Consider the following 25,546-nt stretch of genomic DNA (forward strand, 5'->3'; position numbering starts at 1 on the left):
ATTATTATTAGTTAATAACGTAATATATAATCTGTTTGCGTATTCCATAGATTTTGATAAAATCCATTCTGTGCAACCAACTCAGAATGACTGCCATCTTGAACTATCGTACCATTATCAAATACTAAAATACGATTCATATACAGAAGAGTAGAAAGGCGATGAGCTATGACAATTGCAGTTTTATGTTGCATTAACTTAAATAAACTTTCTTGGATTTCTTTTTCTGTTATTGAATCTAACTGATTTGTTGCCTCATCAAGAAGTAATATCGGAGCATTTTTAAGAAAAGCTCTAGCAATTATTATTCTTTGCCTCTCACCTCCTGACAATTTCACACCTTTTTCGCCTACTATAGTATGATAACCTTTAAGTAAACTATTGATAAACTTATGAATGCCTGCAAATTTAGCAGCTTGCACTACTTCTTGCTCAGTTGCCTCATTATTGCCATAGCGAATATTTTCTAAAATAGTATCATGAAATAACATTAAATCTTGAGGTACAACAGCTATTTTTTGCCTTAGAGAACTTTGAGTAACATCAACTATAGATTGATTATCAATTTGTATAATTCCTGCTTTAACCTCAAATAATCTTAAGATTAAATTTATAAAGGTAGATTTACCACTACCAGAGTAACCTACTATACCTACTTTTTCCTTAGGATTAATAGTAACTGAAAAATCTTTAAATAAAGGTTTTTTATTAGGGTAAAAAAATAAAACTTGCTGGAATTTTATTTCTCCCTTGTTGATTTCAAGTTCTATTGCATTTTCTTTATTTATAATTTCCAATTTAGTATTTATAGAAGACAAAGCATCCGAAACTCTAGCAAAATGAGTTGAAAATTGAGTCAAATCTCTAGTAAGTTGGTTCAAAAACTCCACTATTGCTATATTAATACCAAGTACAAGGGCTATATCTCCAATTCCTATCTTTCCTGATTGATAGCCATAAATTAACAAGTACAGGCTTATAGCTTGTAATAATTCAAATGAATAGCCATATATGAACCAAATCCAGAAATATGCCCATTGCATTCTTTTTTCTGCGTCTATTTTTTTCTGGTAAATCTGCGCAAATTTAAACCTCTGATAAGTTTGTTTAGCAAATAGACGTATTGTTGTTATATTTGATAAACTATCAGCTAGATTTGCAGTAGTTTTAGTAGTGTTATTTGAATAGTGATTAGCTAAATTACTTAGTTTTTGAAAATATAAAATTGAAACTAATATAAAAATACTTACCCAAATTAAAGTAGCTATAGCAAATTTTATGTTTGCTAACGATAAAATATAAATAGCAAAAACTAATGCTAAGATATAAGCAAAAAAACGATCTATAGATAGTTTAATTAATTCTATTGTACTATCAACTAGATTATTTACTTTATGCGTTAGATCACCTGGAAAATTATTTATGAAGTAAGAATGGCTTTGGTTTAATAACGCATCAAAAGCTCTGCCAGCTATTTTCTCTTTAAGTAAAGGCACCATTCTGATGTCTACAAAATAACCATAAAGCCTAAAAATAGTAGTAATAAACAACGCCATAAAAATATAAATACTTATAGGTAAAAAAAGATGTTCAACAACATTATTGTCTTTATATTTTACCGCTGTATCTAAAACATCTTTTACCACGTATTTTCTCAAAGATAAATCAATAGCCCACATTAAAGCTACCAAAAACATTATTGCTATATTTACCTTGAATTGAGATAATATATTTAAGATAAATAGAAGAACTTTCTTAAAATTATGCAATGTAGTGTTATTCATTATAATTTCAGATTTTTACTACTTGGACTTTTGCATTTAGAAAATTGAGCAAAGAAAACCATAGATTTCTATGTATTTTTCCAGCAATATCTCCAGCGTTATGCAGTGTAGCAGCTTGATTCAGAATAAGTAATTTTGATAGATCTTTACTAGCTTTAATAATATCAATTTCAGAAATATCAGAATTATTTTCTAGATAAGATAACCAAGTTTTTATAAGTTCTTCTTTGCTATTTTCCTTTATATCATGGTACTTATTAAAATATAATAAAGACTTTTTAAGTATTTCTTCTGTTAATGAACCACAATTAAACATCCCAAAAACTAATGGCTTAGGTTTTGGGATGACAGGAAATTCTTTATCCTTTATAACCCATCGTGTAACATAAGCAAACCTATCTTTAGCGTTTAAATTTTCTCCACTACCATGCCATAATTTTGAATTAAAAACTATAGCCTCCCCTGCTGAAATAGGTAATGTTATAGTTTGTTGATTAGTTAATTTATTTGAATATTTATCGATAAAATATGGTGACCAAAAATCAACAGCTGGCTTTATCTTCCAATTATGGCTATTTTTTATAATTTGCAAAGCACCTGAAGCTTCATATACATCATTTAACGCAAGCCATACGGAAAAGTGATAAGGATTATCAGGATTGTAAGAAATATCTTGGTGGAAAGGCACAGCATCAACTAGATCAGCAGTTTTACATATAACATTTGATTTTTTATTTACTATTTGACATTGCAATAATTTTTCAAGCTTATCTTTAATGATATCATTTAATAAATCTGAAATAGTTCTAGTAATTTGTGATGGAGCAACCCATCTGCCAGTACAATTTAGATAATCTGAAACAGATATACCAAATTCTTCTGCTGATCCAGCGATTTTGTTTTTAATATCGTTTAAATGCCAAGTAACCAAGTCTAAAGAAATAAGATTCTTTATAATAAAAAAACCATCATCTTGTAATTTTTCCATATTACTGATACCTGATATCAATAACTGATAAATAATCAGTTAAAGGTAACACATCAGATATTTTTAAATCACCTACTTGTGTTAATATTGCTTCCCAATCATTCAATTTTCTTAATTTTCCACCTGTTTCAACCATTATATTGATATCTACAGCACCCCCAATTGGTGAATTATCAGTTAAAATAGTTTCAATTAGTAAAATACGCGTTATTTTCTTATCTTTTGCAAGTCTTAAATAAAATATTACTTTCTCATCATCATGATTTTGCAAGAAACGACAAAATATGCTTAAGTCATAATTTTTGGCTAAATTATCTTGAGTAATCAAACTAACATTATAGTTTTTTATTAATTCCTCTGGAATTTCTTGATCGTTATAATAATTTAAGTTTATAGAGTTCTTATCTTTATTACTTAAGGTTTCAATTAAAGCTAAAGAATGTATGCCAAATAGTAATATATTTGTATTGTCTGCTATATTTATTTTGTTATAAAATTCCCTAGTATCAAGTTTAGTGTAACCTATCAAGGCTTGATAAAATTCTATTTTTAAAGCAGTTTCTTGTTCCTTAAAAGACGCAAATGAATATATAGTTTTTTGTTTTAATAAGCCTGTTATTTTTAACCAATTTTTTTCAGTAGCAACTCTTGCCCACATTTTTGTTGCCTGAGGCAAAAATGAACTATTTTTTAGAAATTCTCCTTTTGGTAAAACTTGCCACAAATCCTTATTTTGGTTATATGATATTAATTCTATTTCCCACAGAGCTCTGAGTAATCTTTGTAAATTTGGCTCAATAATACCTAATTGCTTAGATAATAATTCCGTAGTTGCTGGTAAGATATTTAATAAATCAAGCTCAATGGCGACATTTATCAAATAGGTTTTCCAAAAACCGGCAAGCTCTGCAGAAATTTTATGTATTTGAGCTTCTAGCTCTGGTAAAGAAATAACAAATTTTATATTGCCTGTGGTATCAATTTGTCCTAAAGTATCGTCGTAAGCCTTAACCATAGCAAGTCCATTATAAAATGGCTCAATTGTTTTATATCTTTGTAGGTAAATTGCATTACCTACTATATCTACATGAAACCAACCATTATTATCTTCTGCTATAGCAAATCCTTTATGAAAAATACCTAGCTGTTTATACCACTTATTATGTATTAATTTTCCTTGAGGATTAATATGAGTAGACTTACCATCCTTATAAACTACAGCAATATCATCTTTGAAATCTCCAACATAATCATATGCTTCCTGGTAAAGTTTATTACCATGTAAATCAATATGGTAAAATTTATTAGATTTTCTTACTACACAAATATTTTCTTGGTAGTTTCCAACCCATTGGTATGATTGCTTGTATACTCTGTTAGCATGAGAATCTATATGGTAGCACCTAGCTTCATCTTCTACCGCCGCTCTTCCACAATAAAATCCATGGGTCTTACTAAACCTTTTAGTATAAGCTGCTTCTCCTTTTAAATTAATATGATAAGCTCCTGTTTTATCATACACAGGAGCAAGTCCTGGTTCATGAAATTTCTCTACATGAAGAAATCTTGTTGTATATAATGGTTTTTCCTCCAATGTGTGGAATTGCTTGCAAGGTGAAATTTTAATAAGCTTTAAACTATTAAGGTTATTACTCTCTGTTAACTGATCAACGGTTTTCTCATATTGCATGTCTTGCATAACTCATGATTAAAATAGTTTTTTTGTAAGTCTTTATATTGGTTACTCTGCCATATATCTTCTAATTTTACTTCATTTACATTACCAAAATTTCCTAGCGTTTTTCGTAACTCATCAGGAGCACAACAAGGGCTAAATTTTCCTTCAGGATTAACCCACGCTTCTTTACCTAAAAATGGACATGGACCACCTGGAGCTAAATCTTCTACTCCTTCTTTAGCAAGGATAGTAAAATTTTCTAATATTATCTTCTTGCCATTTGGCAATAACATAGCATCTCTTAATTCATATAATCTTTTTACTTCAGTATTCCATCTATTTATTGATGTTTCATCTCTTCTCATTGATAAATCTTTAATTTCTTCAAAATGTGCCCACAGATGATGTCCTTTAACTCTATCAATACCTAACCCTATAGCCATTTTCACTATATCATACAACTCTAGTAGGTTACTTTCTAAAAATGTTAATTGCAAAGTAACACTACACCGTTTTTTTGTTTTAGAAAAATACTCATCTCGTACGTCAAGAAAGGTTTTTAAATTTTTTGTTACAGCTTCCCATTTTGAGCCAATCATAATCTTCTCATTTACTTCTTTACTAGCCCCATTCCAGGAAATTTTTATATCTGATAAAATCGGTACTAATAACTCTGCCCATTTCTGAGCTCCCTTCGCAGGAAAAGATCCATTAGTTGTTAGATTCAATTTTAATCCATATTCATGACATATGTTTATTATTTCATTAAAGTGTTTATACATTAGAGGCTCTCCCATAGTAGAAGGGATGATTTCTCTTAAAGGAGTCCCAGCCGCTTCTTGAATTACCTTTCTAATAGTTGCAATTGGCATTATTTTAGGTTTAATTCCTTCAGCTCTTTTGTTTTCTTTGACTTTACTATAAGGGGAAAAACATTCACACATTATACAAGCATAATTACAATAATCTGGATTAGTATCGAAAGTGATCCTCCAAGGTCCAGGCTTTGTAGATACTGATTTCTTCTTGTTTGCAATGATATTAAAATAAATTTTTTCAAGTTCCATAGTATGTTCGCTTATAGAAGGTACGTTACCATCATTGGAGTAAAGGTAACCCTTTTTAGTAAGTTTAGTATATAGATTTTTATCTATATTTAAATTTTCCATCTTCTCTGATAAACTTTCTATGTCTCTGTGCTTAAATAATAATCCGTTTATTCCATCTTGGACATATTCTGCCATACCACCATAATCAGCAGTAATGACAGGTATTCTTAATTGCTCAGCCTCATGAATCACTAACGGAGAATTTTCCCCCCAGATTGATGGAACAACAATAGCATCAACCTTATTAAATACTTCTGTAACTATATTTTCATTCTCGTAATTTCCCATCCATTCTATTTTATCTTTGACCTTTTGTGGAAAGTGATTAGCTATGGCTTTAAGTCCAGCAGTTTCTTGGTTTAACGCTCCCCAAATTCTAAGCTTAGCCTTTGCTGATAAACTGGAAAAAGCTTTAAGCAGCAAATCTATACCTTTTTCTGGAGTGTGAGTGCCAATATAACCAAAAATAAAATCTTCTTCTGGTATTCTATTTTTGTCCTTTAGACGATTTAAATCAAAACCATAATCAAGATAAGAAATTTTTGTATGTGGGATATTAAATTCTTTAACAAACTTATTCATCAAGAATTTTGATGGAGCAACAAAATGATCAACATACTCAACTATTTTTTTGGTTTGTTTCATTCTAGTAGAAACCCATTGTTGCCAATAAGTTATCTCTGCATTTAACAATCCTTCATCTCCTGTAAAATATCCTTTATAACACTCTGTTGCACATTTTTTATCTTCCTGACCATCACAAAGTTGTAGTAATTCCTTAGAATTTCGTTGAATGAATCTTCCTCTTGGACACATTAACCAAAAGTCATGTAAAGTATATACTATTGGTATACCTCTTTTTGTGGCAATTTCAGGTAAATTTAACGATAAATGGTTTAGATGACCAAAATGAATAAGATCAGGTCTGAAATCGTCTATTATTTTTTCAAATCTTATATTTACTTCTTCATTAATAAATTTATAACGGTATTTAGTTATAGGTATATTAATCAAATGTAATAAAATTCTAGGATCTCCATAATCTAAGACTGTACTGTAGTGAAAGCTGGGTAAAAAGCTATTTTCATGCCTAGCAAAAACTTGTATCTCATGGTTGTCAGATAGTTTGCGAGCAAGAGTTTGACTATATACTTCAGAACCAGCCCTATAATAGGGCGGGTAGCCATGAATAACTTTTAATATTTTCATATATTACCATATCTAAATTCTTAGGACATTCTTTCTTACCATTCTTAAGATTTTCTATGAATTTGTTTAAGCCTTCTTCTAAAGAATGTTTTGGTGACCAATTAAGTAATTCTTTAGCTCTACTAAAATCACCATAAAAACGGCTTACATCAAAATTTCTTGAAGGATAAATATCAACTTTGGAATTACTATTAGTTAGTTTTAATATTATGTTTGCTAATTCTCCTAAACTACAAGGTCTATTAGCGGTAAAATGCATTGGCGGTAATGAAGACTTTACATTTTGCAAATGATTCACAGCTAAAGATATACCATTTACTACATCTTCTAAATAAGTAAAATCAAACACACATTCCTTACCTTCTATTCTTATAGGTTCGTTTTTTAATGCATTAATACAAAATGCAGGCACTACTCTACTATCATGATCTAATAAACCACCATATACATTTGAAAATCTTAAAACTGCTACATTAAAACCAGTATTTTCTAAATCTACTATAAACTTTTCTATTAATACTTTGCCATTAGCATAATTATTTACTGGGTTTAAAGAAGCAGATTCTGTTACTGGTAATTTGCTTTGTGCCCCGTATACTTCTCTGCTACTTCCATAAATAAACCAAGGTTTATGAGGCATGACCTTACATAGTTCTAAAAATTTTATTGTTTCTGCAACATTAACCTTATTACATAAATCTGGATATTGCTCTCCATGAATAACTCTTGAAATTCCTGCAAGATGGATAATACCACTGCATTCATTAAGCAATGGTATTATCTGTTCAGAATAAAAACTTAGTGGATTATCCCTTAACCTTATATCACAGGAAATTATTTCATAATCATGCTTTTCTAATCTCTCTACTAAAGTTGATCCAATTAAACCAGCTGCTCCTGTTATCAATATTTTATTCATGCTATGACTCAAGTTTTTAAATCTTTAACCCCAACTGTGGAAGACACTAGCTGAACAGCTGAAGCTATTAGGATATTTTAGAGTTTTTAACCAAAAAATATTACCCTAATAGACTTCTTTCGAAACTCCTGTAAGATTTAAGATCACAATATGAGCTAAAAATCTGAGTAACATAGACAAAAAGATTTGTTTTTGGGCTTAGTTGCTAGATATAATTTTAGTTTCAAATAATTAGTTTCGAAAGAAGTCTAATGAATATAGATTACCATAGTTTATTCTGTTTCGTCGATGATTTTTATAAAGAATTTGAGCCATGGTATAAAAGTTTCTACCACCTTGCAAAATAAATGTCACTGTCAATTATAGAAAGATGGTTCTGTTGCATCTAAACATGGATCGTGCTAGGAAGAGCAACTGTATCAATTTTTATCCGTTGCTAACAATAGGCCTCTTATTTTAAATTTTTTATACCATGTTGCCTTTAGAGTTATAGATTTATTAATACAATCACTTGTACGCTGGATCATTAATATATGAGTATAATAGAAGAATTTAGTTGCAAAAGTTATTTAGTCCATCCTGATCTGTCAACACTTTTCTGGATAGTTTGTTATGTACATTTTTGTATTTCTTCGTATTTTACTGGTGATAGATAATCGTTAGCAGAATGCATTCTTATACGATTATAAAATACCTCTATATATTCAAATATGGCATGTTTTGCTTCCTCCCTAGTTTTAAATTTATGTTGATACACTAATTCTGTTTTTATAGTATGAAAGAAACTTTCAGCAACAGCGTTATCCCAGCAATCTTGCGTGCTTTGTTGAACGCTCCAGTCATTCCGACAGCTGTAAACTGGTTGTTATCTCCAACAAGCACTAACTTTGCCTTAACTCTGAGTACCTCATGGGCTAAATAGTCCATATTAGCAAGCTCTATCATACTTGCCTCATCAACAATCAGTACTGTTTTACTATCCAGCACATCTTGACGCATAAAGTTAAATACTGAATCACATCCAAGAGATTTGAAATATTCCTCTTCCTCATAATATTTGCTGCTTAAATCTATCTTAAAGTTTGCTCCTTTAGATTCTGTGATTTTCTTACGAAGCAAACTCGTATTATCGGCTTTAATTCCAGCATTTCTGCTAACTACCTTGGCAGATACACTACTTGGTCCAGTACCTACCACCTTAAATCCTTCCTTCTTGTACTGCCGTACTATCTCTCTCATTACAAAAGTCTTACCAGCTCCAGGATTTCCTTCGAGTACGCTGATATCTGAGCCGTTGCAGACAGACAAGATTGCGTCAATCTGCTCACTACTGAACACGTAGTTCTTACTGCCAAATACATTAAGCTTTAAGCCTAAACTACCTCCTATTTTATCGTTAAATTTATTTTGTAGGTTTGCTCCTACTACATTTACCAAATCGCCTATTTGTTCTTTGAGACTATTTCTTTCTAAACTCTCAGCGTTAATATTAAGATTATGCTCTTCCTTAGCATTTAACTCTTCTATAGCAGATATATAACGACGCTCTAAATTTACTCTAGATTTTAAGGAGTATAGCGTTCTTCCCATCAAATCTTTTTGATCCATCAGCTCTATCTTGTCAGATATCAATAGCTGATTATAGAGTCTTAAGAACTCTTCTCCGTATTCTTTGTTCAGATGCTCGATAGCTGGGTTGTTAGCTCTACTATCTGCTTGGTCGTTAGCCGTATTTGCTACTGAATTATTCTCTATATTTTGTGACGCATTTTCACTACTACTACACTCCTGAACGAGTCCCTTACCAAACTCTCTAATAGCTTCTTGTTCCTTAGCAACATTACTGCCTTTCGATACTAGATGCACCATCAAAGCATCTGATAATGCTATAGCTATATCTTCTTTAGTAAACACTGGCTTTGTATATGAAATACGACCAAATACTATCTCAGGATTTTCATATATCTTCTTTGCATTCTCAGCTATTATTTCTTTGTTTTTTTCTTCTAACTCCGTGCCTTGCATATGATTAGTTACTCCTCTATGCTTGGTCGGCTCTTGATCTATACCAAGTGCTTTATATGACTTACTACTGACTCTAAATGGTAAACCTACTTCCTCATACAGCTTATTAGTTGCTATCTCACATTCTTCTCTTAGAAAATATAAGACTCTTGGACTTTCTAACTCTCTATCTTTTACCTTTCCAATTACTACTTCCCCATTCTCTAAACGCCCTAACCTTCTTGTTAAATACTGTATATGCACATGTGGATTATCAGGATTGTCATAGTGAATATTAACGTCACATACTATGCCTCGTGATACTATCCATTTTTGAACATATTCCTCAACTAATCTAATCTAATCTAATCTAATATTATCTTCCTTATTTACTTCTTTAGGCAATGCAAATTCTATCTCAGCACCAGGCCTTGAATCAGCTCTTCTCTCTCTTGCTTCAGCTGCATTCCATAATGACTCTCTATCTTTTAACCATGCTATATCCTGAAATTCTTTAGGTACAAATATCTTACTATATACTACTCCTTGTTTTTTGCTAAAATCATAAGTAATACTAATAGCTTCTCCACTTTCTTTATCTATAGTTTTATACACTAACTTTGAAGCAGAAATATACGCTGCCTTAGCAACTGCATTCTGTCCTTGGCTTCTTTGTATATGTGAACTATGAAAGTGGTATGTCGCCATTGATAAAGAGATAATCTTATTATTAATACTTTACAGATATTGTGCTACTCACTGAGCGAGTAGGAGAGGTCTTACGACCTCGTCCTCTCACACCACCGTACATGCGTTGTCGCATACGGCGGTTTTTCTTAAGCATTTAAACGATCACGTTCTTTCTGTAATGAGATAATGCCAAGCCCATGAATCCAACGATTATTGAGTGTCGCAGAGACTGGTTTAGTACTAGATAGTCTCCACCAACCTTTTCCGGATGCAGAGAGACACCACGCCTCATGTTCATTTGCACCAAGACATATACAAAGAAGCCAAGGACAGAATATGTATTAACCATTTGGCAAGTGATTTTCCTCCCTTGCGTTGTTTGAGACGGTAACATCTAACACGCCTTCTTATCCCATCTATTTCTGCATATTTATTCTTGCGCTTGTCCAAATGAAAGTAGGCCATCCATCCACATAGAATAAGATTTATATCAGCTATAACCGTATTTAATTTCCTACCCAGTGTTCTACTAGTCAGATTCCTTAGTTTAAATTTTAGCTCTTTTAAACTCTTCTCTGATGCTACAAGACTAGCTCTTCTTCCAAACTTATAACCAAGAAAAGTACATTCTGTAGCTTTAATAGCACCACTTTTGTTTGAATTTACACGTAGTTTTAGCTTATTTTCGATATAATGCTTAATTGATTCTAATACTCTTTCCGCAGCAGCTTTGCTACATACATATACATTACGGTGAATAGACCGAAGGAACCTCCCCTTCAGTCTCTCGCAGAACGGTGCGTAAACCTCTCAGCTTACACCGCTCCCATTATCCAAACCTTGATCCAAGGCCTAACCTCCAATGAACAAATAGTCTAGGTTCACGCTTTCGCACACACCCTAACCAATTCCTTGCTCGTTTCTTATAACCTTGGAATCTTTTGTATTTCCTCATTACCCAACGTGTTAGAAAACGCTCCATATTACGTAAAAATGGATACATAGCCGATTTATAATATCGTCCATAATAATTTACCCATCCTTGTACATGTGCATTAAACATCCTCGCTAGGTCAGTAATAGTTTTATCACTTCGCAGATGTATTCTCCAACTCCTTATCTCCTTTCTGATACGGTTTGCAGCTTGCTTACTAATTGCAGGTGAAAAGTTAACAAAAGTTTTACCATATTTATTCATTGATAATCGTGGTCTAAATGTATAGCCAAGAAAATCAAAGCTTTCATACTCATAAGAGCCTCCTCGATCATCATCTTTACAATACACTATTTTTGTCTTTTCTGGGTGTAGTTCAAGACCACACTCTTTTAGTCTAATCTTAATCTCCTCCAGTACTTTCTTAGCCTGCTTTTGTGAACTGCAATGTGCTAAAATATCATCTGCAAAACGCTCAAACCTTACTTCCGGATAGTGCCTTCTCATCCAATTATCAAATGCATGATGCATGAAAATATTTGCCAACAAAGGACTCGCTACTCCTCCCTGAGGAGTACCAGACTGCCTTTCTATCAGTTCTCCACTCTCCAATTGTAAAGGGGCTTTAAGCCACCGCTCCACATAAAGATGGATCCACTTCTCCTCGCTATGAAATCTTATGGCTTTCATCATTAACTGATGATCCAAACTATCGAAGAAATTCTTGATGTCCAGATCAATACACCAATCTTGCTGCCAACATCGCTGCCTTGCTACTCCAACTGCATCCAATGCTGATTTCTTAGGACGATATCCATAAGAATCTTCATGAAATTTTGGCTCCACTAATTGCTCAAGCTGATCTTTAACCACTGCTTGTGCAATTCTATCTGCCACAGTTGGAATACCTAACAAGCGTTTGCTCCCATCTGATTTTGCTATTTCTACCGCCTTTACAGGTGGAGGAAAATATGTACCAGATGACATCCGGTTCCATAACTTATAAAGGTTATCCTTTAAGTTTAATGCAAAATCTTCAATTGATTCTTCATCAACCCCATAGGAACCTTTGTTCGCTTTAACTCTTTCCCAAGCTGCCATAATACTTTTATTGGAAATACAAAATGGTTTTGTTTTATTCAATTTAGCTCCTCCCAATTCTTATTAGTTGACTAATCAATAAAACGGATAACTCAGCCCCTTTGCTCCACTGCCTTTCAACAGCTTCATCACTACTACGAGCCAATCCACCCCTATGTACTGCTTTGGTACTCAGATACTCGTGGGGCTTCCACTTGCATCGCTCCCTTTGCATCAATACACAAGTTCCCACGTTCCACATAAGAGCCTAAATCAAGTTCATGCCACCTCTATGCCGGAGACCACTTGACCAGTAAACAGGTTTCCGCCAAATTTATCCTGAGTTAACGACTACCCCTCAGTTTTGATCTCATCTATACGCTTTCGACACTTCAGCAGTGGTTTAATCGCTTCATCTCCTTAATTCTTACCTGATACCTTGCAAGATACCTTTTCTCTAACGCTCACCACCTTGGCTCTTTACCAACGCAGCTTAGAGTGGTTTGAAGCCTTTTCCTGTAAAACGGCTTCGGAAGGCCTACTTCCATCTCTTATATAGTTACGTACAAATTCAATTTACATTATATGGCTTCATGTAACTTCCTTTGCACTCGTGGCACACAATCATCTGCGTAGCGACAGAATTTGTGGCCGCGTTTCTCTAGTTCTTTATCTAGATCGTCTAACATAATGTTAGCTAATAATGGTGATAAAGCACCACCTTGTGGAGTTCCTTCGGTACGTTTTATGTATGTTTCACCATCCATAATTCCTGATCGTAAAAACTTGCCAACTATTTGCAGTAATCTCTTATCTTTTACATATTTAGCTAAACGCACCATAACCATGTCATGATTTACTCTATCGAAAAACTTTTCGATATCGATATCCACAACATATGTCCTTTTGTCAGCTACATACTCTTGGGCAGCTTTTAATGCTTGATGAGCACTTTTGCCGCTTCTAAATCCGTAACTATTGCATGAAAAATGAGGATCAATTATTGGTTCAAGTATTTGCAAGATAGCTTGCTGTACTAATCTATCTATGACTGCTGGTATACCTAGCATTCTTTGTCCACCATTAGGTTTTGGTATCATAACTTTCTTCACTGGTTGTGGAGAGTATGTACCGTCTAATAGTTTGTTAATAAGAAATTCTTTGTTCACCTTAATCCAGTTAGATAATTCATCTACTTTCATCCCATCAATCCCTGGTGCTCCTTTATTAGAGACAACTCTTTTATAAGCTCGATTCATGTTCTCTTGACTACATATCTCCTCCATTAACGTTTTCGTTAAGGCTTGATTCTGTTGCTGCGCTGGATCTACCATATGCTCCATCATAGTATTCATATAATTACGTTATATTCTTTTCCATCTGGCATCTAGGTTGCCCTATACTTTTTCATCTGCACTTTAAGTTTATCACAAGCAGTCACAGTCTACTCCTTAATCTTAACAAACTCAGGCCTTCAGTATGTTCCCATACCTACTATGCCTTCTGCTGACTTCTTATAGTTCATTAATATAAATTCCTTTATATCTAGCTGTGAAAGCAAACTATAAGATCTCTCGGGGTAAGACACTATTATTCCCGGCGATTACATAAGATCTACCCTCACTAATTACGTCTGGATATTGGGATTCTGTATCCGGCTGCTACATTCCCCATCAGTGAAAGCCTTCTATCTTATTTCTGTACGTTGCAACCAACCTTTTGCCATCAACTTCCTTCAGATTCTGAGTCGCCTCAGACACCCTTGCCTCAGCTAATGGTTCCTACCAGATAGGCCCATAAAAGACTTGAACTTTCTATAATAGTGCCATGCCCGACACACAGCGCACAGCGTTTTGTTAGCACAAAACGCGAAAGTGTATTCTTACAAGAATCTTACTACTATGCTTCACGATTTCTTCATACTATTTTTTTCTGTTTGCTGTACTAGGGGTTTTAAGGGGGCAGCAAGCCCCCTTAAAAGATCCCCCGCAATATCTGTAAAAGAAATATGTATGATGCTTTATTATCATTGACTATTGATTATTATTGCCGGTATACTAGTTTAGTATCAAACACTTGAGATTAGAGTGAATTTAAAAGTTATAGGTAATCATGGTCACTAAACCTCTCCCAACAACCACTAAACTTGCTAATTTGCAACAACTTAAAAAAGATCGTATTGCTAAAATAGAAGCTGAATTTTTAAAACAAAAAACTCAGTTACTGCAAAAACGTAAAGAGGAATTATTTAATTTGTTTCAAGCCTACAGCTCTCTAACAATAGACGACAAATCGTTAATTGGTTTCTTAAAGTTTGTAAAGAATCCTGATAATAAAAATCATCCTATTTTAAATGAATTCAAGGAGCTTAGTCAAAAAAACAAAATACCCAGTAAACCAAAATCAGACAACACCAAAACTGATTAAATCTATTGTAAAAAAACTATGGTATACTCGTATGCAATATCAAAAAGCTACCACCTTTGATCGTAAAGCAGATAGCAGAAAAAAGATTATGCTTTGGGGTTATTTGTCAAAGCAGGTCTTGATTATCTGCACCCAAATAATGCCCATATTCTCTACGGAATGCTACTCGATTGTAAAGAGCAATTAATACTTAATCCTAAAATTATTGATAAATGGAAAATCAAAGGACAATCACTCCTTATAAAATAATTATTAACTATAATTGTCAGGTTCTTATATGCAGAAATTCTTCATAATACTTGGATTACTCATAACCACCATTGGACTTATCTATCCTCTCATCCCTTATCTTAAACTTGGACGTCTACCAGGTGACTTTTTCTTTCAAAAAGGTAACTTCTCTTTTTTCTGCCCTCTAACCTCTTGCCTCCTATTTAGTATCCTCATCTCTTTACTCATATTCCTATTCGATAAATATTTCTAATCCTTAACTCTAAACATTATTGCTCTTAATAAAAAGAGTAATAAATAACCTTGAAACTAAAAAATCTTATTATTATATTTATAATTTGAATTATAAACATATATTCAACAATTTTTACCTATGATTGATTACACTACTACTACACATACTACCTCTAAAACTCATGATGAAGGTCTGAGACAATTTATGTTAAAGGTTTATAACCTTATGGCTGCAGCTCTGCTATTAACTGGTAGTACTGCTATTATCACAATTTCTTGGACACCACTTGCAAATTTGATGTTTAACACTGCTGTTGGCTCTATTATTGCTTTTGCTCCTCTAGCTATTGCTTTATATTTCTTCTTTGGCTTCTCTAAATTATCTATTCAATTGGCACAAATCTTATTCTGGATATACGCAGTGCTAGTGGGCATGTCTCTATCTTACTTATTCCTTATTTATACTGCTGTATCTATTGCTAGAACTTTCTTTATCTGTGCTGCTGTCTTTGGTATGATGAGCTTATATGGATATAACACTAATAAGGATCTTACTTCTTGGGGTTCTTTCTTTTTAATGGGACTTGTCGGTTTACTGCTTACTTCACTTATTAATCTTTTCTTACAAAGTCCTGCTGTATATTTTGCTTCTTCTTTTCTAGGAGTAATCATCTTTATTGGACTAATAGTCTGGGATACTCAAAAAATTAAATCTTTCTACTTCACTAATACTGACAATCATTTAGCACAAAAAATGTCTATTGTAGCTGCTTTTAACTTATATCTAGACTTTATTAACCTATTTCTACACCTTATTAGATTCCTCGGAGGATATAAACGTCAGCAATAATTACTTGAATTTTTCTATTCTAAAACTATATCTAAAGATATATAATTATGTTACTATTCTATAGATTCTATAAATTAACCTTATATGTTATATAGTCAAATTGAAGTAAAAGAAGATAATTATGTTATACAACAATATTAAATTATATTTAATAACTTGCATTACTGTCATTTTATTGGTCAATCCAGCAATTGCGGCTGAGGATAAAAAAACATCAAATAATAATCATTATACTATTTATTTACGTCATCCATTAGATTTTATTAATCGTCCTTTCTCTGCCTTTGATTATTACTGGAATAGTATATTTGATGATAGATTATCTATCTATGACTCAAGTGCTATAAAAAGTAAATTCATTCCTCAAGACAAACAATATATCCTAGTCCTAGAAGTACCAGGCTATGATAAAAGTCACATTAAACTTAAAGTAAATAATCATAAGCTTTTTATTGAAGGTAAAATTGACGATACTAAAGCAAATAGTGCTACTGATCATTTAAATAAAAAATTTAATTATGTTATGTCTCTATATGATGATATWGATCAAAAGGCTATCGCATCTCAGTTAAAAAATGGCATTTTGACTATTACTTTGCCTAGAATTGCAATCAAAGACCAAGATGCAAAAGAAATACCAATTCAATGATGAGAATAATAAATAATTATTTTTACTCATTGCAGTACTGTTAATATTTGAACTTGTTTAACTTTATTTAATAGGAGGTTTTATGGCTTTTAATTTACCACGTATTAGAAATAAATCAGAACTACAAAATAACTCTAATAAAAGAAGCTATATTGATGATGTYTTTAMTAACTTYTTTAATGAAATAKCTTCWTTTKKCYTATCCTTSCTCTTACAACGAWAGARTRTTATCACCWAGAACTGATATTATTGAAAATGACTCTGATTATRGTCTAGAAATGGAATTACCAGGCGTCACACAAGATAATATTGATCTTAAAATAGACAGTAACATCCTAACTATTGAAGGTAAAAAAGAACAATCTTCTGAAAAGAAAGATCACAATTATCATATGCAAGAACGATATTATGGCTCTTTCTACCGTTCTATTAGTTTACCATCTAATATTGATGAAGAACATATAGAAGCACAATTTAAGAATGGTATCTTATCTATTAAAATACCTAAAAAAGAGCAAAGTAAAGCTAAAAAAATTAAAGTAACTTAAAAAACTATATTATATAATGTAAACAGTAGAATCCATCCTCTGGGTTCTACTTTAATACAAGACTCATTGTACCCTTCCTTTACCCGGAAGATGAGAATATGAGGTTCTGTCGCATCTATTGCCAAGCTCTGTGATATAGAGTATAAGAATGCATTCTGCTAACGATTATCTATCACCAGTACAATAAACGAAAAAATACAAAAATGTGCGTAAAAAACTGTCCGGAATACTGTTGACAGATCATGTAGTTAAATTTTCCCAATTTTCATGCCCTTTTTCGTTAGCTTGATTAATAAAAGTGTTGCAATAAAAATACTTACCAGTTTTATATCTAGAATGGATATTTATTTTTATGGAAGTACTGTGTTAAATATCATTGAATAGAGGTTTTTTATGAACAATAATAATCCAGTATGTAATTTTGATTCCAAGAGATTAACAAAAAGTATAGTAAGTTGTGTTGCGAAACCATCCATCCCTAATTGTGCAGTGAAACCAGTAATCAAAGCAGCAACTGATCCTTGTTTTCAAAAACATATGGCACAACAAACATTAAATGACCCATACTATCAACATATGCCTAAAAATGATGCAGCTGCTGCTACTATCTATGCAGCAAAATGGGGGGTGAACATCATGATATTGCAGGATGTGAGATAATGTAAATTATAAAAATTAACTTAGGTAAAATAATGCTTAAAAAAAATTATTCTAATAGTATATTTTATTTTTAGTATTATAAGCTTTTTGCAAGCAATAGAAATCACTCCAATAAATAGTATGCTGAAATTGGTTATATTGCTTGCTAGCTTTAATATTTGTTGGTATATGGAAAAAATCAGCAACTTAAAACACATTAAGTACTTAAGAATTGAATTTTACAACCTAAAACTGTATTTTTTATTTTTTATCTTTTATCTGTTGTATTTTTTTTGCTTATTTATATACAAATGCTTATGATGACTCATACAGTACTTTTATTTTTAATATTATAAACTTAATGATTATAGTTTTATATTTTATATCAGCAGTTAGTACTTTATGGTATTTAATTAAAATAATTGGCAATAACTACTGGATAATCAAAAAAATGATGCGATCAATTTGGTGATATCACAACGTATAATAATACTTATACGATTAAAAAATCATAAGATAATTTTACCAAAATACCTCAAAAACTGACCCAAAACGGGTTCTGTCGCATCTGTGTAACATGTTTATCAGTTTACACAAAACCTGAGATTTTAGATATTATGATGCCATTAACATTTTAAAATTCTCGAAAGAATATGCCCTATATAAATCAACAAAAAGTGGTATATGCAAAGCAATAAAAAGATAAAATCTAAATTACCTGTGAAGTATCAATAGAAACGCTACAAAAAATAATTTTAAAAAAAAGAGATTATGTGGAGTTGTGGGTAACTTAAAAAGTTATCCATCAAATCCACATAATATCAAACAATGACCAATAAACTCCGTAAAATTAAAGCTCGTACTACTTGGATACAAACATATGAACAATTAGGTTCAATAAGTAAAACAGCCCGGCGTTGCGGTATTCCAAGATCAACATTATATCGTTGGATCACAAGGTATAAAACGCAGGGATTAGAAGGCTTAAAAGATAAGTCACAAAGACCTAATAAACTCGGTAAATTAAAGGTTACTGCAGATATAGAAGAGCTTGTAATCAATTTACGTCAAAAGCATAAATTTGGTCCGAAACGTATAAATATTACACTTGCCCGCAACCATAATATTAAGTTATCACCGCCCACTATTTGGCGACTTCTAAAAAAGCATAATATACCGGCAATAAAAAGACATAGAAAGCGTGATGATTACAAAAGGTATAATAGACCCATACCAGGTGATAGAGTGCAAATTGATGTAACGAAAATCCGTAGAAATTGTTATCAATTTACTGCTGTAGATGATTGTACAAGGCTTAGAGTATTAAGGCTTTACACAACTAAAACAGCAGAAAACGCTATTTTATTTATAGGGTCTGTCAGATTTTTTGTGTAAGTACGATTTCTCCATTTGCCCAATTTTGTAAATTAGTATCACAAAGTATAGCAAATTGATTTAAAGCCATGGCCCAATTCTTAATAGGCATTGTCCATTTTTTAGAAGCATTTGTCAATGCTAAAAAGATTATTTTCTGAATCGATTTATCATCTGGAAATACCCCCTTATTTTTTATAATTTTACGAATTTGACGGTTAGTTGATTCAATAGCATTAGTAGTGTAAATCGCCTTTCTAATGTCTTCCGGAAAGCTAAAGAACGGAGCTATTCCAGACCAATTTCTCTGCCATATATCAAAAATAACTGGATATTTTTCATCCCATTTTTTAGCAAAATTTTGTAATTCTCTTAATCCCTCTGCTTCATTTATTGCAGAATAAACTGCCTTTAAATCAGCTGTTACCAATTTTAAATCTTTATATGATACGTATTTTACAGAGTTTCTTACCATATGAACAATACACAGTTGTACTGTGGTTTTTGGGAAAATGCTATTTATTGCTTCTGGAAAACCTTTAAGACCATCAACACACGCAACATATATTTGTTCTACACCACGATTCTTCAGTTCTGTTACTACTTGCATCCAAAATTTAGATCCTTCATTCTTGCCTATCCAAATACCTAATAGTTCCTTCTTGCCTTCTATATTCACGCCAATATCTAGATAAACTGCTTTATTTATTATTATATGATTGTCTCTTGCCTTAACATGAATACAATCTACATTATAGGATATACACTATCAAGTGCTCTATTCTGCCACGCAGTAACTTCCTCTAAAATGCCATCAGTTACCTTTGATATTAACTCAGATGATACTTTGGTGGCATATAGTTCTTCTAAGTGCCCTTGTATTTCTCGAATAGTCATTCCCCTAGCATATAAAGATATTACTTTATCATCAAATCCTTCAAATCTCCTTACTCCTTTTGGAATTAGTTGAGGTTCAAATTCTCCTTCCCGATCCCTTGGCACTTCTACTATCAATTTATGACCCTCGGAATCTATTAGAGTCTTTTCATAATTGCCATTACGTCTATTATCTGACTCCTTGGTATTCTTAGAATGCTTCTCATAACCTATATGAGATTCCATTTCTTTTTCTAAAATCTTATTTACTATCTGCTTTTTAATTTCCTGAAATATTCCTTCTTTGCCAAATTATTCTTCATATTAGCCTCATGTAAGTTGTTTTAATTAATTTTATTCTTAACTATTTTTATAACTTACACAAACTTTCTGACACCTCCGAGAAACGAGAACAAGGTATTAAAATCAAAAATCTGATGCAAGAATTTAATTTATCAAAAGCCACTATTTATCGCTATCTTGCTCAGGAGCCTGCATAGTTTCTTTTAAGTATTAAATCTTAACTTCTGCATTTAATAAGTTATTAACCATTCCTGCAGTTTTGAATAACGTAAAGAAGTTTTATTATCTTTAATGGCAATGGCTAGTGCTTTTCTTTGTCCAATTATTATTACTAAGTTCTTACCGCGAGTGATGGCAGTGTAAATTAAATTACGTTTAAGCATCATATAACTTTGCATAGTTAATGGAATGATTACCGCAGGATATTCTGAACCTTGAGATTTATGTATCGTAGTAGCATATGCTAAGGTAATTTGATCAAGATCACTATAATCATAAACCACATCACGGTTATAAAAGTTTATTGTGATTTCTTGGTCATGATCATTAATATTATTAATAACCCCTACATCTCCATTATAAACTTCTTTGTCATAATTATTTTCTGTTTGCATAACCTTGTCTCCAATAGCAAAAATTTGACCGAATTTAGTTATGCCACTACTGTAGTTAGGATTAAGTATCTTTTGTAATTCAATATTTAATGATCTAGCTCCCACCCCGCCTCTTTGCATAGGACATAATAATTGAATATCATTTATAGGGTTAAGATTAAATTTATTTGGTATACGATCCTTTAACTGTATATTCTTCTCCTGCAGAATTAATACGTGTCTCATTACGCATTTCATAGCTGTTAATCTTAAACTTCCTTCTAATTTTTTCTACATCACTATCAAGACGCTGATATACTATGTTTTCCAGCTCTTTTGCGGATGCATGCAGTCTCACCTCCTCTCTATGACGTGACATTAAAACTAAAAACGCTTCATAGCCAATAGAACGGTCAAAATATACATGCATGCGGTCTACTGTCTCACCTTGCAATTTGTAGCCAGTTAAAGCGTATCCATTATTTAACGCGAGTTTCGTATTAATAGAGGAACTGAATAGCTGATAGTAACTGGGTTACGAGGATATTAGTAATATTGTTTTTGTTCTTACTACATGACAATTTTTCATTTTATCATCTTTGGATATTGGAATATCAAGGACAACAGCTGTATCCAACGTACTAATTGAGTAGAAATATTATACAAGATATTAACCAATGTATCTAATCCAATCCAACACGAAATATACTATTTTGCCTATAACCATGTTTTTTAATAACTATTGGTTTATCTAAAACTATAATCTCTCCAGTTTGATAAGCTAGGCAAAATGCAATAGACAATATTTGCATCAATGTATCTAATCGTAAATCATTAGTAATATGAGTTGCTTCACAGTTGAATCCTGCTGATTTAAAAGCTTTGAACATTGTTTCAATTTGCCATCTTTGAGCATATAATCTCAGCAGGATTTTTGATCTCATCACTATGTATTAAGACTGCAAGTTCACTCTTCTTATTTCTGATCCCTACTACATTAAATATTTCACCTTTTGTACCAATTCTACGTTGTGACAAACTCACATGCGATCCTATGGCTAGAGGGCGAAATAACTCTTGTATTTTAACCATTTTTCCCCTTGCATTACTGATATATTGTCTATTTTCTCTAACTCGAAAAACGTATCTTATTTGATTTGTTCTAAGCCAAGAGAGCCATTCCTTACCTATAAATTCTCTATCAGCGGTTAATGCTTCAATGCGGTTTTTGTCAAAAACTTCTAAAAAACACTCCATCAGATCAATACGCTCAATATAATCAGAGTTACCACACTTTTTATCACTTAGAAAATTCCAAAAAGGGGGATCGCTATACCATGAAAACTGACAGCTAAATATAAAATATTTATATGTCGTTTACCAAATTTCCAATTCGTTCTATCTAAACACAATACCCATTTTTGCTCCTGCTCAAACCCAGTCATCATGACTAACATAACAGGTAATACTCTCCATGATATTGAGATTTCAGAGATAAATCTTTGCATCCTTCTATACCATGAAGCTGCTTTAATCCCAGACGGCATTCTATTGCATAACAATGACATGTTTACTGTCCTGCTGTTAAGCATTGAAATGATAAATAATCCTAAACATTTTGCTCTTGATAAATTAAGCGAAATATGTTTTTGTAATAATTCGACTAGAGGGGCGGAATGATCTTTCATATGTAAACCAAGTTCTTTCCCCGTTATCATCATGAATTATCAGCAAAATTCAATCCTTTAGTCCTTACATCTCTAAAAATTGTCATGTAGTAAGGTTTTTGTTATAAAATGTACTTAAAACTGCATAAATTTTTAGTAAATTGTCTTTTTTGACTATAACTATTAAATTGTAAAACTTGTCACACCTCTTACAAACCTTGAAAGGATAAGGATTATAGCATATTCATTAATCATAATTTAGGCATCTTAAATGTACCAATATTTTTAGTATTCCGTCGCCATCGCTTAAATCCTGCATTCTTGTACTGCCTCACTATCTCTCTCATCACGAAAGTCTTGCCTGCTCCAGGATTACCTTCTAGTACACTAATATCTGAGCCGTTACATACTGATAAGATTGCTTCTATTTGCTCAGTACTGAACTCATGGTTTTTACTGCCAAATACATTAAGCTTTAAGCCTAAACTACCTCCTATATTATCGTTAAATTTATTTTGCAGGGGTACGCCTGCAGTGTTTACCAATTCAGCTATTTGTTCTTTGAGACTATTTCTTTCTAAACTCTCGTTGTTAATATTAAGATTATGTTCTTCCTTAACATTTAACTCTTCTATAGCAGATACATAGTGACGCTCTAAATTCACTCTTGATTTCAAGGAATATAGCGTTCTTCCCATCATATCTTTCTGATCCATTAGCTCTATTTTGTCAGATACCAGTAGCTGATTGTAAAGCCTTAAAAACTCCTCTCCATATTCTTTGTTCAGATGCTCAATCGCTGGGTTATTATCTGCACTTGCTACTGAATTTTTATCTATATTTTGTGGTGCATCTGCACTACTACCTTGCTCCTGAACTAATCCTTTACCGAACGCTCTAATAGCTTCTTGTTCCTTAGCAATATCATTGCCTTTTGATACTAAATGCACCATTAAAGCGTCCGATAATGCTATCACTATATCCTCTTTAGTAAACACAGGCTTCGTATATGAAATACGACCAAATACTATCTCGGGATTCTCATATATCCTTCTTTGCATTCTCAGCTATTATTTCTTTATTCTTTGCCTCAAGCTCAGTAGCTTTCATGTGGTGAGCAGGTCCTATATGAAGCTTTGGTATTTGATCTATTCCACGATCCTTAAATGATTTCTCTGTAATCACATAAGGTAAGCCTGCCTCTTCATATACTTTATTAATTTCTATCGCACATTGCTCCATCAAATTGCATAAAAACCCTCTCTTCCATAACTCTCCATCTTTTCTCTTTGCAAATACTACTACTCCATCATCTAAACGCTCTAATATTCTTTCTAAAAACTGGAAATGTACATGCGGATTATCAGGATTATCATAGTGTATATTTACATCACAAACTAAACCACATGCTACTATGTTCTTCTTTACAAACTCTTCTACTAATTTAGTATTTTCTTCCTGACTTACTTCTCTCGGTAGTGAGAATTCTATAGCTCTTGCAATAGTTGAATCATCCCTTCTTTCTCTTGCCTCTACCGCATTCCATAACTGTTGTCTATCTTGTAACCATTCTGCATCTTCAAAGCCTTCAGGTAAAAATATTTTGCTATATACTACTCCTTGCTTTTTAGTGAAATCATAAGTAATGCTTATTTTCTCACCAGTTTCTTTATCGATAGTTTTGTACACTAATTTTGATGCAGAAATATACGCAGCTGAAGCAACGGCATTTTGTCCTTTGCTTCTCTGTATACATGAACTATGAAAGTGATACGATGCCATTTACTACAATCAGTATTTTTTAAAATTATTACTTTATAGATATTTTACTACTCACTGAGCACACGTATTTTATGTCAACAAAATACCTAGGTGTTTTCTTACGAGAATCTTACTACTACATCATACTTTATCATCTTTTGCAACTTCTTTCTTCTTGCTAACCACTAAAGGGTTTTAAGGGGGCTTGTTGCCCCCTTAAACAATCCCCCGCAATATCTGTAAAAGAAATATGTGTGATGCTTGCTTTTACTTGACTACCTATTGTTTTTGCTGGTATACTTCAGTATGTGTTAAGCACTTAAGATTAGAGTAAATTTAAAGATATAGGTAATCATGGTAACTAAAGCTCTTGCGACAGCTACTAAACTTGCTAACTTGCAACAACTTAAAAAAGATCGTATAGCTAAAATAGAAGCACAGCTAGAGAACCAACAAACTCAGCTTCTTCAGAAACGTAAAGAAGAATTGTTTAATATCTTTAAGGCATGTAATGCTCTAACTATTGATGATAGATTGTTGATTGGATTTTTAAAGTTTGCAAAAAACGTTGATAATAAAAATCATCCTTTTTTGAATGAACTAAAAGAGGTGCACAAGAAATCTAAAATCCCCAGTAAACCAAAATCAAGAAACGAAAAAACTAATTAAATTAGTCACAAAGAAATTATGGTATACTCGTATGCAATTACAAAAAACAGTTACATTTGATCGTAAATCTGACGCTAGAAAAAAGATTATGCTTGGCGGGTTATTCGTAAAAGCAGGTCTTGATTATTTACATCCTGAGAGTGCTCATATTCTTTACGGAATGCTTCTTGATTGTAAGGAACAGTTGATCCTTAATCCAAAGATTATAGATAAATGGAAAAGCAAAGGTAGGGCATTATTCATCTCTAAACATTAAGTTTATGAATAATGTACAATATCAAATATTGCTTTAAAAATATTTGCCTAATATGGTGGCATTTCATACCAGAC

Annotated in this window: 29 protein-coding genes and 2 pseudogenes; 11 read left to right on the top strand and 20 right to left on the bottom strand. The window is 32.4% G+C overall.

Annotated features, from left to right (window positions below):
• Window positions 1–11: 11 nt before the first annotated feature.
• From REIS_RS09745 to ltrA (REIS_RS09785), 11 genes and pseudogenes are all read right to left on the bottom strand, one after another.
• Complete coding sequence (locus tag REIS_RS09745; RefSeq protein WP_008581491.1) at window positions 12–1,784, bottom strand: ABC transporter ATP-binding protein; 1,773 nt, start codon at window positions 1,782–1,784, stop codon at window positions 12–14.
• 7 nt (window positions 1,785–1,791) lie between these two features.
• Window positions 1,792–2,772: a phytanoyl-CoA dioxygenase family protein gene (locus REIS_RS09750; RefSeq protein WP_040614869.1), complete on the bottom strand. Its 981-nt coding sequence runs from the start codon at window positions 2,770–2,772 to the stop codon at window positions 1,792–1,794.
• A 1-nt stretch (window position 2,773) separates the two neighbouring features.
• Complete coding sequence (locus REIS_RS09755) at window positions 2,774–4,471, bottom strand: WG repeat-containing protein (protein ID WP_008581493.1); 1,698 nt, start codon at window positions 4,469–4,471, stop codon at window positions 2,774–2,776.
• Window positions 4,432–6,768: a glycosyltransferase gene (locus tag REIS_RS09760; protein ID WP_008581494.1), complete on the bottom strand. Its 2,337-nt coding sequence runs from the start codon at window positions 6,766–6,768 to the stop codon at window positions 4,432–4,434. Before REIS_RS09760 ends, REIS_RS09755 begins: the two co-directional genes overlap by 40 nt.
• Window positions 6,725–7,687 carry an NAD-dependent epimerase/dehydratase family protein gene (locus REIS_RS09765; protein ID WP_008581495.1) on the bottom strand — a complete coding sequence of 321 codons (963 nt, stop codon included), beginning with the start codon at window positions 7,685–7,687 and terminating at the stop codon, window positions 6,725–6,727. The genes REIS_RS09760 and REIS_RS09765 overlap by 44 nt, the downstream gene beginning before the upstream one ends.
• A 610-nt stretch (window positions 7,688–8,297) precedes the next feature.
• Window positions 8,298–8,501 (bottom strand): annotated as a pseudogene (locus tag REIS_RS13615) (IS3 family transposase); the annotation flags it as partial.
• Window positions 8,456–9,712, bottom strand: a complete 1,257-nt coding sequence (locus REIS_RS09770; RefSeq protein WP_371256184.1) for an AAA family ATPase — start codon at window positions 9,710–9,712, stop codon at window positions 8,456–8,458. The gene REIS_RS09770 and the pseudogene REIS_RS13615, both read right to left, overlap by 46 nt.
• Before the next feature lie 63 nt (window positions 9,713–9,775).
• Window positions 9,776–10,399, bottom strand: a pseudogene (locus REIS_RS17605) (MobA/MobL family protein); the annotation flags it as partial.
• 276 nt (window positions 10,400–10,675) lie between these two features.
• Window positions 10,676–11,164: a group II intron maturase-specific domain-containing protein gene (locus tag REIS_RS17610; RefSeq protein ID WP_152540778.1), complete on the bottom strand. Its 489-nt coding sequence runs from the start codon at window positions 11,162–11,164 to the stop codon at window positions 10,676–10,678.
• A gap of 46 nt (window positions 11,165–11,210) precedes the next feature.
• Window positions 11,211–12,458, bottom strand: a complete 1,248-nt coding sequence (gene ltrA / locus REIS_RS09775; RefSeq protein WP_037214589.1) for a group II intron reverse transcriptase/maturase — start codon at window positions 12,456–12,458, stop codon at window positions 11,211–11,213.
• A 518-nt stretch (window positions 12,459–12,976) separates the two neighbouring features.
• On the bottom strand, window positions 12,977–13,741 hold the full coding sequence (gene ltrA, locus REIS_RS09785) for a group II intron reverse transcriptase/maturase (protein ID WP_241760969.1): 765 nt from the start codon (window positions 13,739–13,741) through the stop codon (window positions 12,977–12,979).
• Window positions 13,742–14,507: 766 nt separating this feature from the next.
• Between ltrA (REIS_RS09785) and REIS_RS09790 the strand changes: the two genes are divergently transcribed.
• From REIS_RS09790 to REIS_RS09820, 8 genes are all read left to right on the top strand, one after another.
• Window positions 14,508–14,822 (top strand): hypothetical protein, encoded by a 315-nt coding sequence (locus tag REIS_RS09790; protein ID WP_008581504.1) that lies wholly within the window; start codon window positions 14,508–14,510, stop codon window positions 14,820–14,822.
• Window positions 14,823–14,915: 93 nt separating this feature from the next.
• A complete protein-coding gene (locus REIS_RS09795) occupies window positions 14,916–15,071 on the top strand; it encodes a conjugal transfer protein TraD (protein ID WP_008581506.1) in 156 nt (51 codons plus the stop codon).
• 28 nt (window positions 15,072–15,099) lie between these two features.
• Entirely contained in the window at window positions 15,100–15,306 is a 207-nt protein-coding gene (locus REIS_RS13625; protein WP_081819187.1) for a DUF2905 domain-containing protein, read from the top strand.
• A gap of 120 nt (window positions 15,307–15,426) precedes the next feature.
• A complete protein-coding gene (locus REIS_RS09800) occupies window positions 15,427–16,137 on the top strand; it encodes a Bax inhibitor-1/YccA family protein (RefSeq protein WP_008581398.1) in 711 nt (236 codons plus the stop codon).
• Window positions 16,138–16,273: 136 nt separating this feature from the next.
• Window positions 16,274–16,786 carry an Hsp20/alpha crystallin family protein gene (locus tag REIS_RS09805; RefSeq protein WP_371256181.1) on the top strand — a complete coding sequence of 171 codons (513 nt, stop codon included), beginning with the start codon at window positions 16,274–16,276 and terminating at the stop codon, window positions 16,784–16,786.
• Window positions 16,787–17,064: 278 nt separating this feature from the next.
• Window positions 17,065–17,334 (top strand): Hsp20/alpha crystallin family protein, encoded by a 270-nt coding sequence (locus REIS_RS16135; protein ID WP_241760970.1) that lies wholly within the window; start codon window positions 17,065–17,067, stop codon window positions 17,332–17,334.
• 393 nt (window positions 17,335–17,727) lie between these two features.
• Window positions 17,728–17,994, top strand: a complete 267-nt coding sequence (locus REIS_RS09815; protein WP_008581509.1) for a hypothetical protein — start codon at window positions 17,728–17,730, stop codon at window positions 17,992–17,994.
• Window positions 17,995–18,801: 807 nt separating this feature from the next.
• Complete coding sequence (locus tag REIS_RS09820; protein WP_008581510.1) at window positions 18,802–19,368, top strand: helix-turn-helix domain-containing protein; 567 nt, start codon at window positions 18,802–18,804, stop codon at window positions 19,366–19,368.
• On the opposite strand, the gene REIS_RS17615 is transcribed toward REIS_RS09820, so the two are convergent.
• Window positions 19,352–20,110 carry an IS256 family transposase gene (locus REIS_RS17615; RefSeq protein WP_083787817.1) on the bottom strand — a complete coding sequence of 253 codons (759 nt, stop codon included), beginning with the start codon at window positions 20,108–20,110 and terminating at the stop codon, window positions 19,352–19,354. The two genes, REIS_RS09820 and REIS_RS17615, sit on opposite strands and share 17 nt — an antisense overlap.
• Window positions 20,095–20,520 (bottom strand): transposase, encoded by a 426-nt coding sequence (locus REIS_RS17620; RefSeq protein ID WP_371256185.1) that lies wholly within the window; start codon window positions 20,518–20,520, stop codon window positions 20,095–20,097. Before REIS_RS17620 ends, REIS_RS17615 begins: the two co-directional genes overlap by 16 nt.
• 140 nt (window positions 20,521–20,660) lie before the next feature.
• On the opposite strand from REIS_RS17620, the gene REIS_RS16140 reads away from it, so the two are divergent.
• Entirely contained in the window at window positions 20,661–20,723 is a 63-nt protein-coding gene (locus REIS_RS16140; protein WP_083787819.1) for a hypothetical protein, read from the top strand.
• 33 nt (window positions 20,724–20,756) lie between these two features.
• Here the strand turns inward: REIS_RS16140 and REIS_RS09830 are convergent, their stop codons facing one another.
• From REIS_RS09830 to REIS_RS16155, 7 genes are all read right to left on the bottom strand, one after another.
• Complete coding sequence (locus tag REIS_RS09830) at window positions 20,757–21,365, bottom strand: ATP-dependent RecD-like DNA helicase (protein WP_233466374.1); 609 nt, start codon at window positions 21,363–21,365, stop codon at window positions 20,757–20,759.
• Window positions 21,304–21,477 carry a hypothetical protein gene (locus REIS_RS16145; RefSeq protein ID WP_241760971.1) on the bottom strand — a complete coding sequence of 58 codons (174 nt, stop codon included), beginning with the start codon at window positions 21,475–21,477 and terminating at the stop codon, window positions 21,304–21,306. The genes REIS_RS09830 and REIS_RS16145 overlap by 62 nt, the downstream gene beginning before the upstream one ends.
• A gap of 325 nt (window positions 21,478–21,802) precedes the next feature.
• Window positions 21,803–22,009, bottom strand: coding sequence for a hypothetical protein (locus REIS_RS16595; protein ID WP_008581514.1), 207 nt, complete (start codon window positions 22,007–22,009; stop codon window positions 21,803–21,805).
• Window positions 22,010–22,013: 4 nt separating this feature from the next.
• Window positions 22,014–22,376: a transposase gene (locus REIS_RS16600; RefSeq protein ID WP_008579487.1), complete on the bottom strand. Its 363-nt coding sequence runs from the start codon at window positions 22,374–22,376 to the stop codon at window positions 22,014–22,016.
• Between the two features lie 47 nt (window positions 22,377–22,423).
• On the bottom strand, window positions 22,424–22,840 hold the full coding sequence (locus REIS_RS09845) for a hypothetical protein (RefSeq protein WP_008579269.1): 417 nt from the start codon (window positions 22,838–22,840) through the stop codon (window positions 22,424–22,426).
• Between the two features lie 197 nt (window positions 22,841–23,037).
• Entirely contained in the window at window positions 23,038–23,847 is an 810-nt protein-coding gene (locus REIS_RS16150) for an AAA family ATPase (protein WP_241760972.1), read from the bottom strand.
• Entirely contained in the window at window positions 23,828–24,568 is a 741-nt protein-coding gene (locus tag REIS_RS16155) for a MobA/MobL family protein (RefSeq protein ID WP_008581515.1), read from the bottom strand. The genes REIS_RS16150 and REIS_RS16155 overlap by 20 nt, the downstream gene beginning before the upstream one ends.
• Before the next feature lie 333 nt (window positions 24,569–24,901).
• Here REIS_RS16155 and REIS_RS09855 point away from each other — a divergent pair, with 333 nt between their 5' ends.
• Window positions 24,902–25,216, top strand: a complete 315-nt coding sequence (locus REIS_RS09855) for a hypothetical protein (RefSeq protein WP_008581516.1) — start codon at window positions 24,902–24,904, stop codon at window positions 25,214–25,216.
• A gap of 31 nt (window positions 25,217–25,247) precedes the next feature.
• Window positions 25,248–25,472 carry a conjugal transfer protein TraD gene (locus REIS_RS09860; protein WP_008581517.1) on the top strand — a complete coding sequence of 75 codons (225 nt, stop codon included), beginning with the start codon at window positions 25,248–25,250 and terminating at the stop codon, window positions 25,470–25,472.
• Window positions 25,473–25,546 lie beyond the last annotated feature (74 nt).

The organism is Rickettsia endosymbiont of Ixodes scapularis, from assembly GCF_000160735.1.
In the GTDB taxonomy this organism is placed as follows: domain Bacteria; phylum Pseudomonadota; class Alphaproteobacteria; order Rickettsiales; family Rickettsiaceae; genus Rickettsia; species Rickettsia tamurae.

What these genes read in the sequence shown, in the direction of transcription:
- REIS_RS09745 (WP_008581491.1), bottom strand. Translation starts at nt 1,784, where the DNA reads ATGAATAACACTACATTGCATAATTTTAAGAAAGTTCTTCTATTTATC.
- REIS_RS09750 (WP_040614869.1), bottom strand. Translation starts at nt 2,772, where the DNA reads ATGGAAAAATTACAAGATGATGGTTTTTTTATTATAAAGAATCTTATT.
- REIS_RS09755 (WP_008581493.1), bottom strand. Translation starts at nt 4,471, where the DNA reads ATGCAAGACATGCAATATGAGAAAACCGTTGATCAGTTAACAGAGAGT.
- REIS_RS09760 (WP_008581494.1), bottom strand. Translation starts at nt 6,768, where the DNA reads ATGAAAATATTAAAAGTTATTCATGGCTACCCGCCCTATTATAGGGCT.
- REIS_RS09765 (WP_008581495.1), bottom strand. Translation starts at nt 7,687, where the DNA reads ATGAATAAAATATTGATAACAGGAGCAGCTGGTTTAATTGGATCAACT.
- REIS_RS09770 (WP_371256184.1), bottom strand. Translation starts at nt 9,712, where the DNA reads ATGCAAGGCACGGAGTTAGAAGAAAAAAACAAAGAAATAATAGCTGAG.
- ltrA (WP_241760969.1), bottom strand. Translation starts at nt 13,741, where the DNA reads ATGATGGAGCATATGGTAGATCCAGCGCAGCAACAGAATCAAGCCTTA.
- REIS_RS09790 (WP_008581504.1), top strand. Translation starts at nt 14,508, where the DNA reads ATGGTCACTAAACCTCTCCCAACAACCACTAAACTTGCTAATTTGCAA.
- REIS_RS13625 (WP_081819187.1), top strand. Translation starts at nt 15,100, where the DNA reads ATGCAGAAATTCTTCATAATACTTGGATTACTCATAACCACCATTGGA.
- REIS_RS09800 (WP_008581398.1), top strand. Translation starts at nt 15,427, where the DNA reads ATGATTGATTACACTACTACTACACATACTACCTCTAAAACTCATGAT.
- REIS_RS16135 (WP_241760970.1), top strand. Translation starts at nt 17,065, where the DNA reads ATGGAATTACCAGGCGTCACACAAGATAATATTGATCTTAAAATAGAC.
- REIS_RS09815 (WP_008581509.1), top strand. Translation starts at nt 17,728, where the DNA reads ATGAACAATAATAATCCAGTATGTAATTTTGATTCCAAGAGATTAACA.
- REIS_RS09820 (WP_008581510.1), top strand. Translation starts at nt 18,802, where the DNA reads ATGACCAATAAACTCCGTAAAATTAAAGCTCGTACTACTTGGATACAA.
- REIS_RS09830 (WP_233466374.1), bottom strand. Translation starts at nt 21,365, where the DNA reads ATGAGACACGTATTAATTCTGCAGGAGAAGAATATACAGTTAAAGGAT.
- REIS_RS16595 (WP_008581514.1), bottom strand. Translation starts at nt 22,009, where the DNA reads ATGTTCAAAGCTTTTAAATCAGCAGGATTCAACTGTGAAGCAACTCAT.
- REIS_RS16600 (WP_008579487.1), bottom strand. Translation starts at nt 22,376, where the DNA reads ATGGAGTGTTTTTTAGAAGTTTTTGACAAAAACCGCATTGAAGCATTA.
- REIS_RS09845 (WP_008579269.1), bottom strand. Translation starts at nt 22,840, where the DNA reads ATGATGATAACGGGGAAAGAACTTGGTTTACATATGAAAGATCATTCC.
- REIS_RS16150 (WP_241760972.1), bottom strand. Translation starts at nt 23,847, where the DNA reads ATGCAAAGAAGGATATATGAGAATCCCGAGATAGTATTTGGTCGTATT.
- REIS_RS16155 (WP_008581515.1), bottom strand. Translation starts at nt 24,568, where the DNA reads ATGGCATCGTATCACTTTCATAGTTCATGTATACAGAGAAGCAAAGGA.
- REIS_RS09855 (WP_008581516.1), top strand. Translation starts at nt 24,902, where the DNA reads ATGGTAACTAAAGCTCTTGCGACAGCTACTAAACTTGCTAACTTGCAA.
- REIS_RS09860 (WP_008581517.1), top strand. Translation starts at nt 25,248, where the DNA reads ATGCAATTACAAAAAACAGTTACATTTGATCGTAAATCTGACGCTAGA.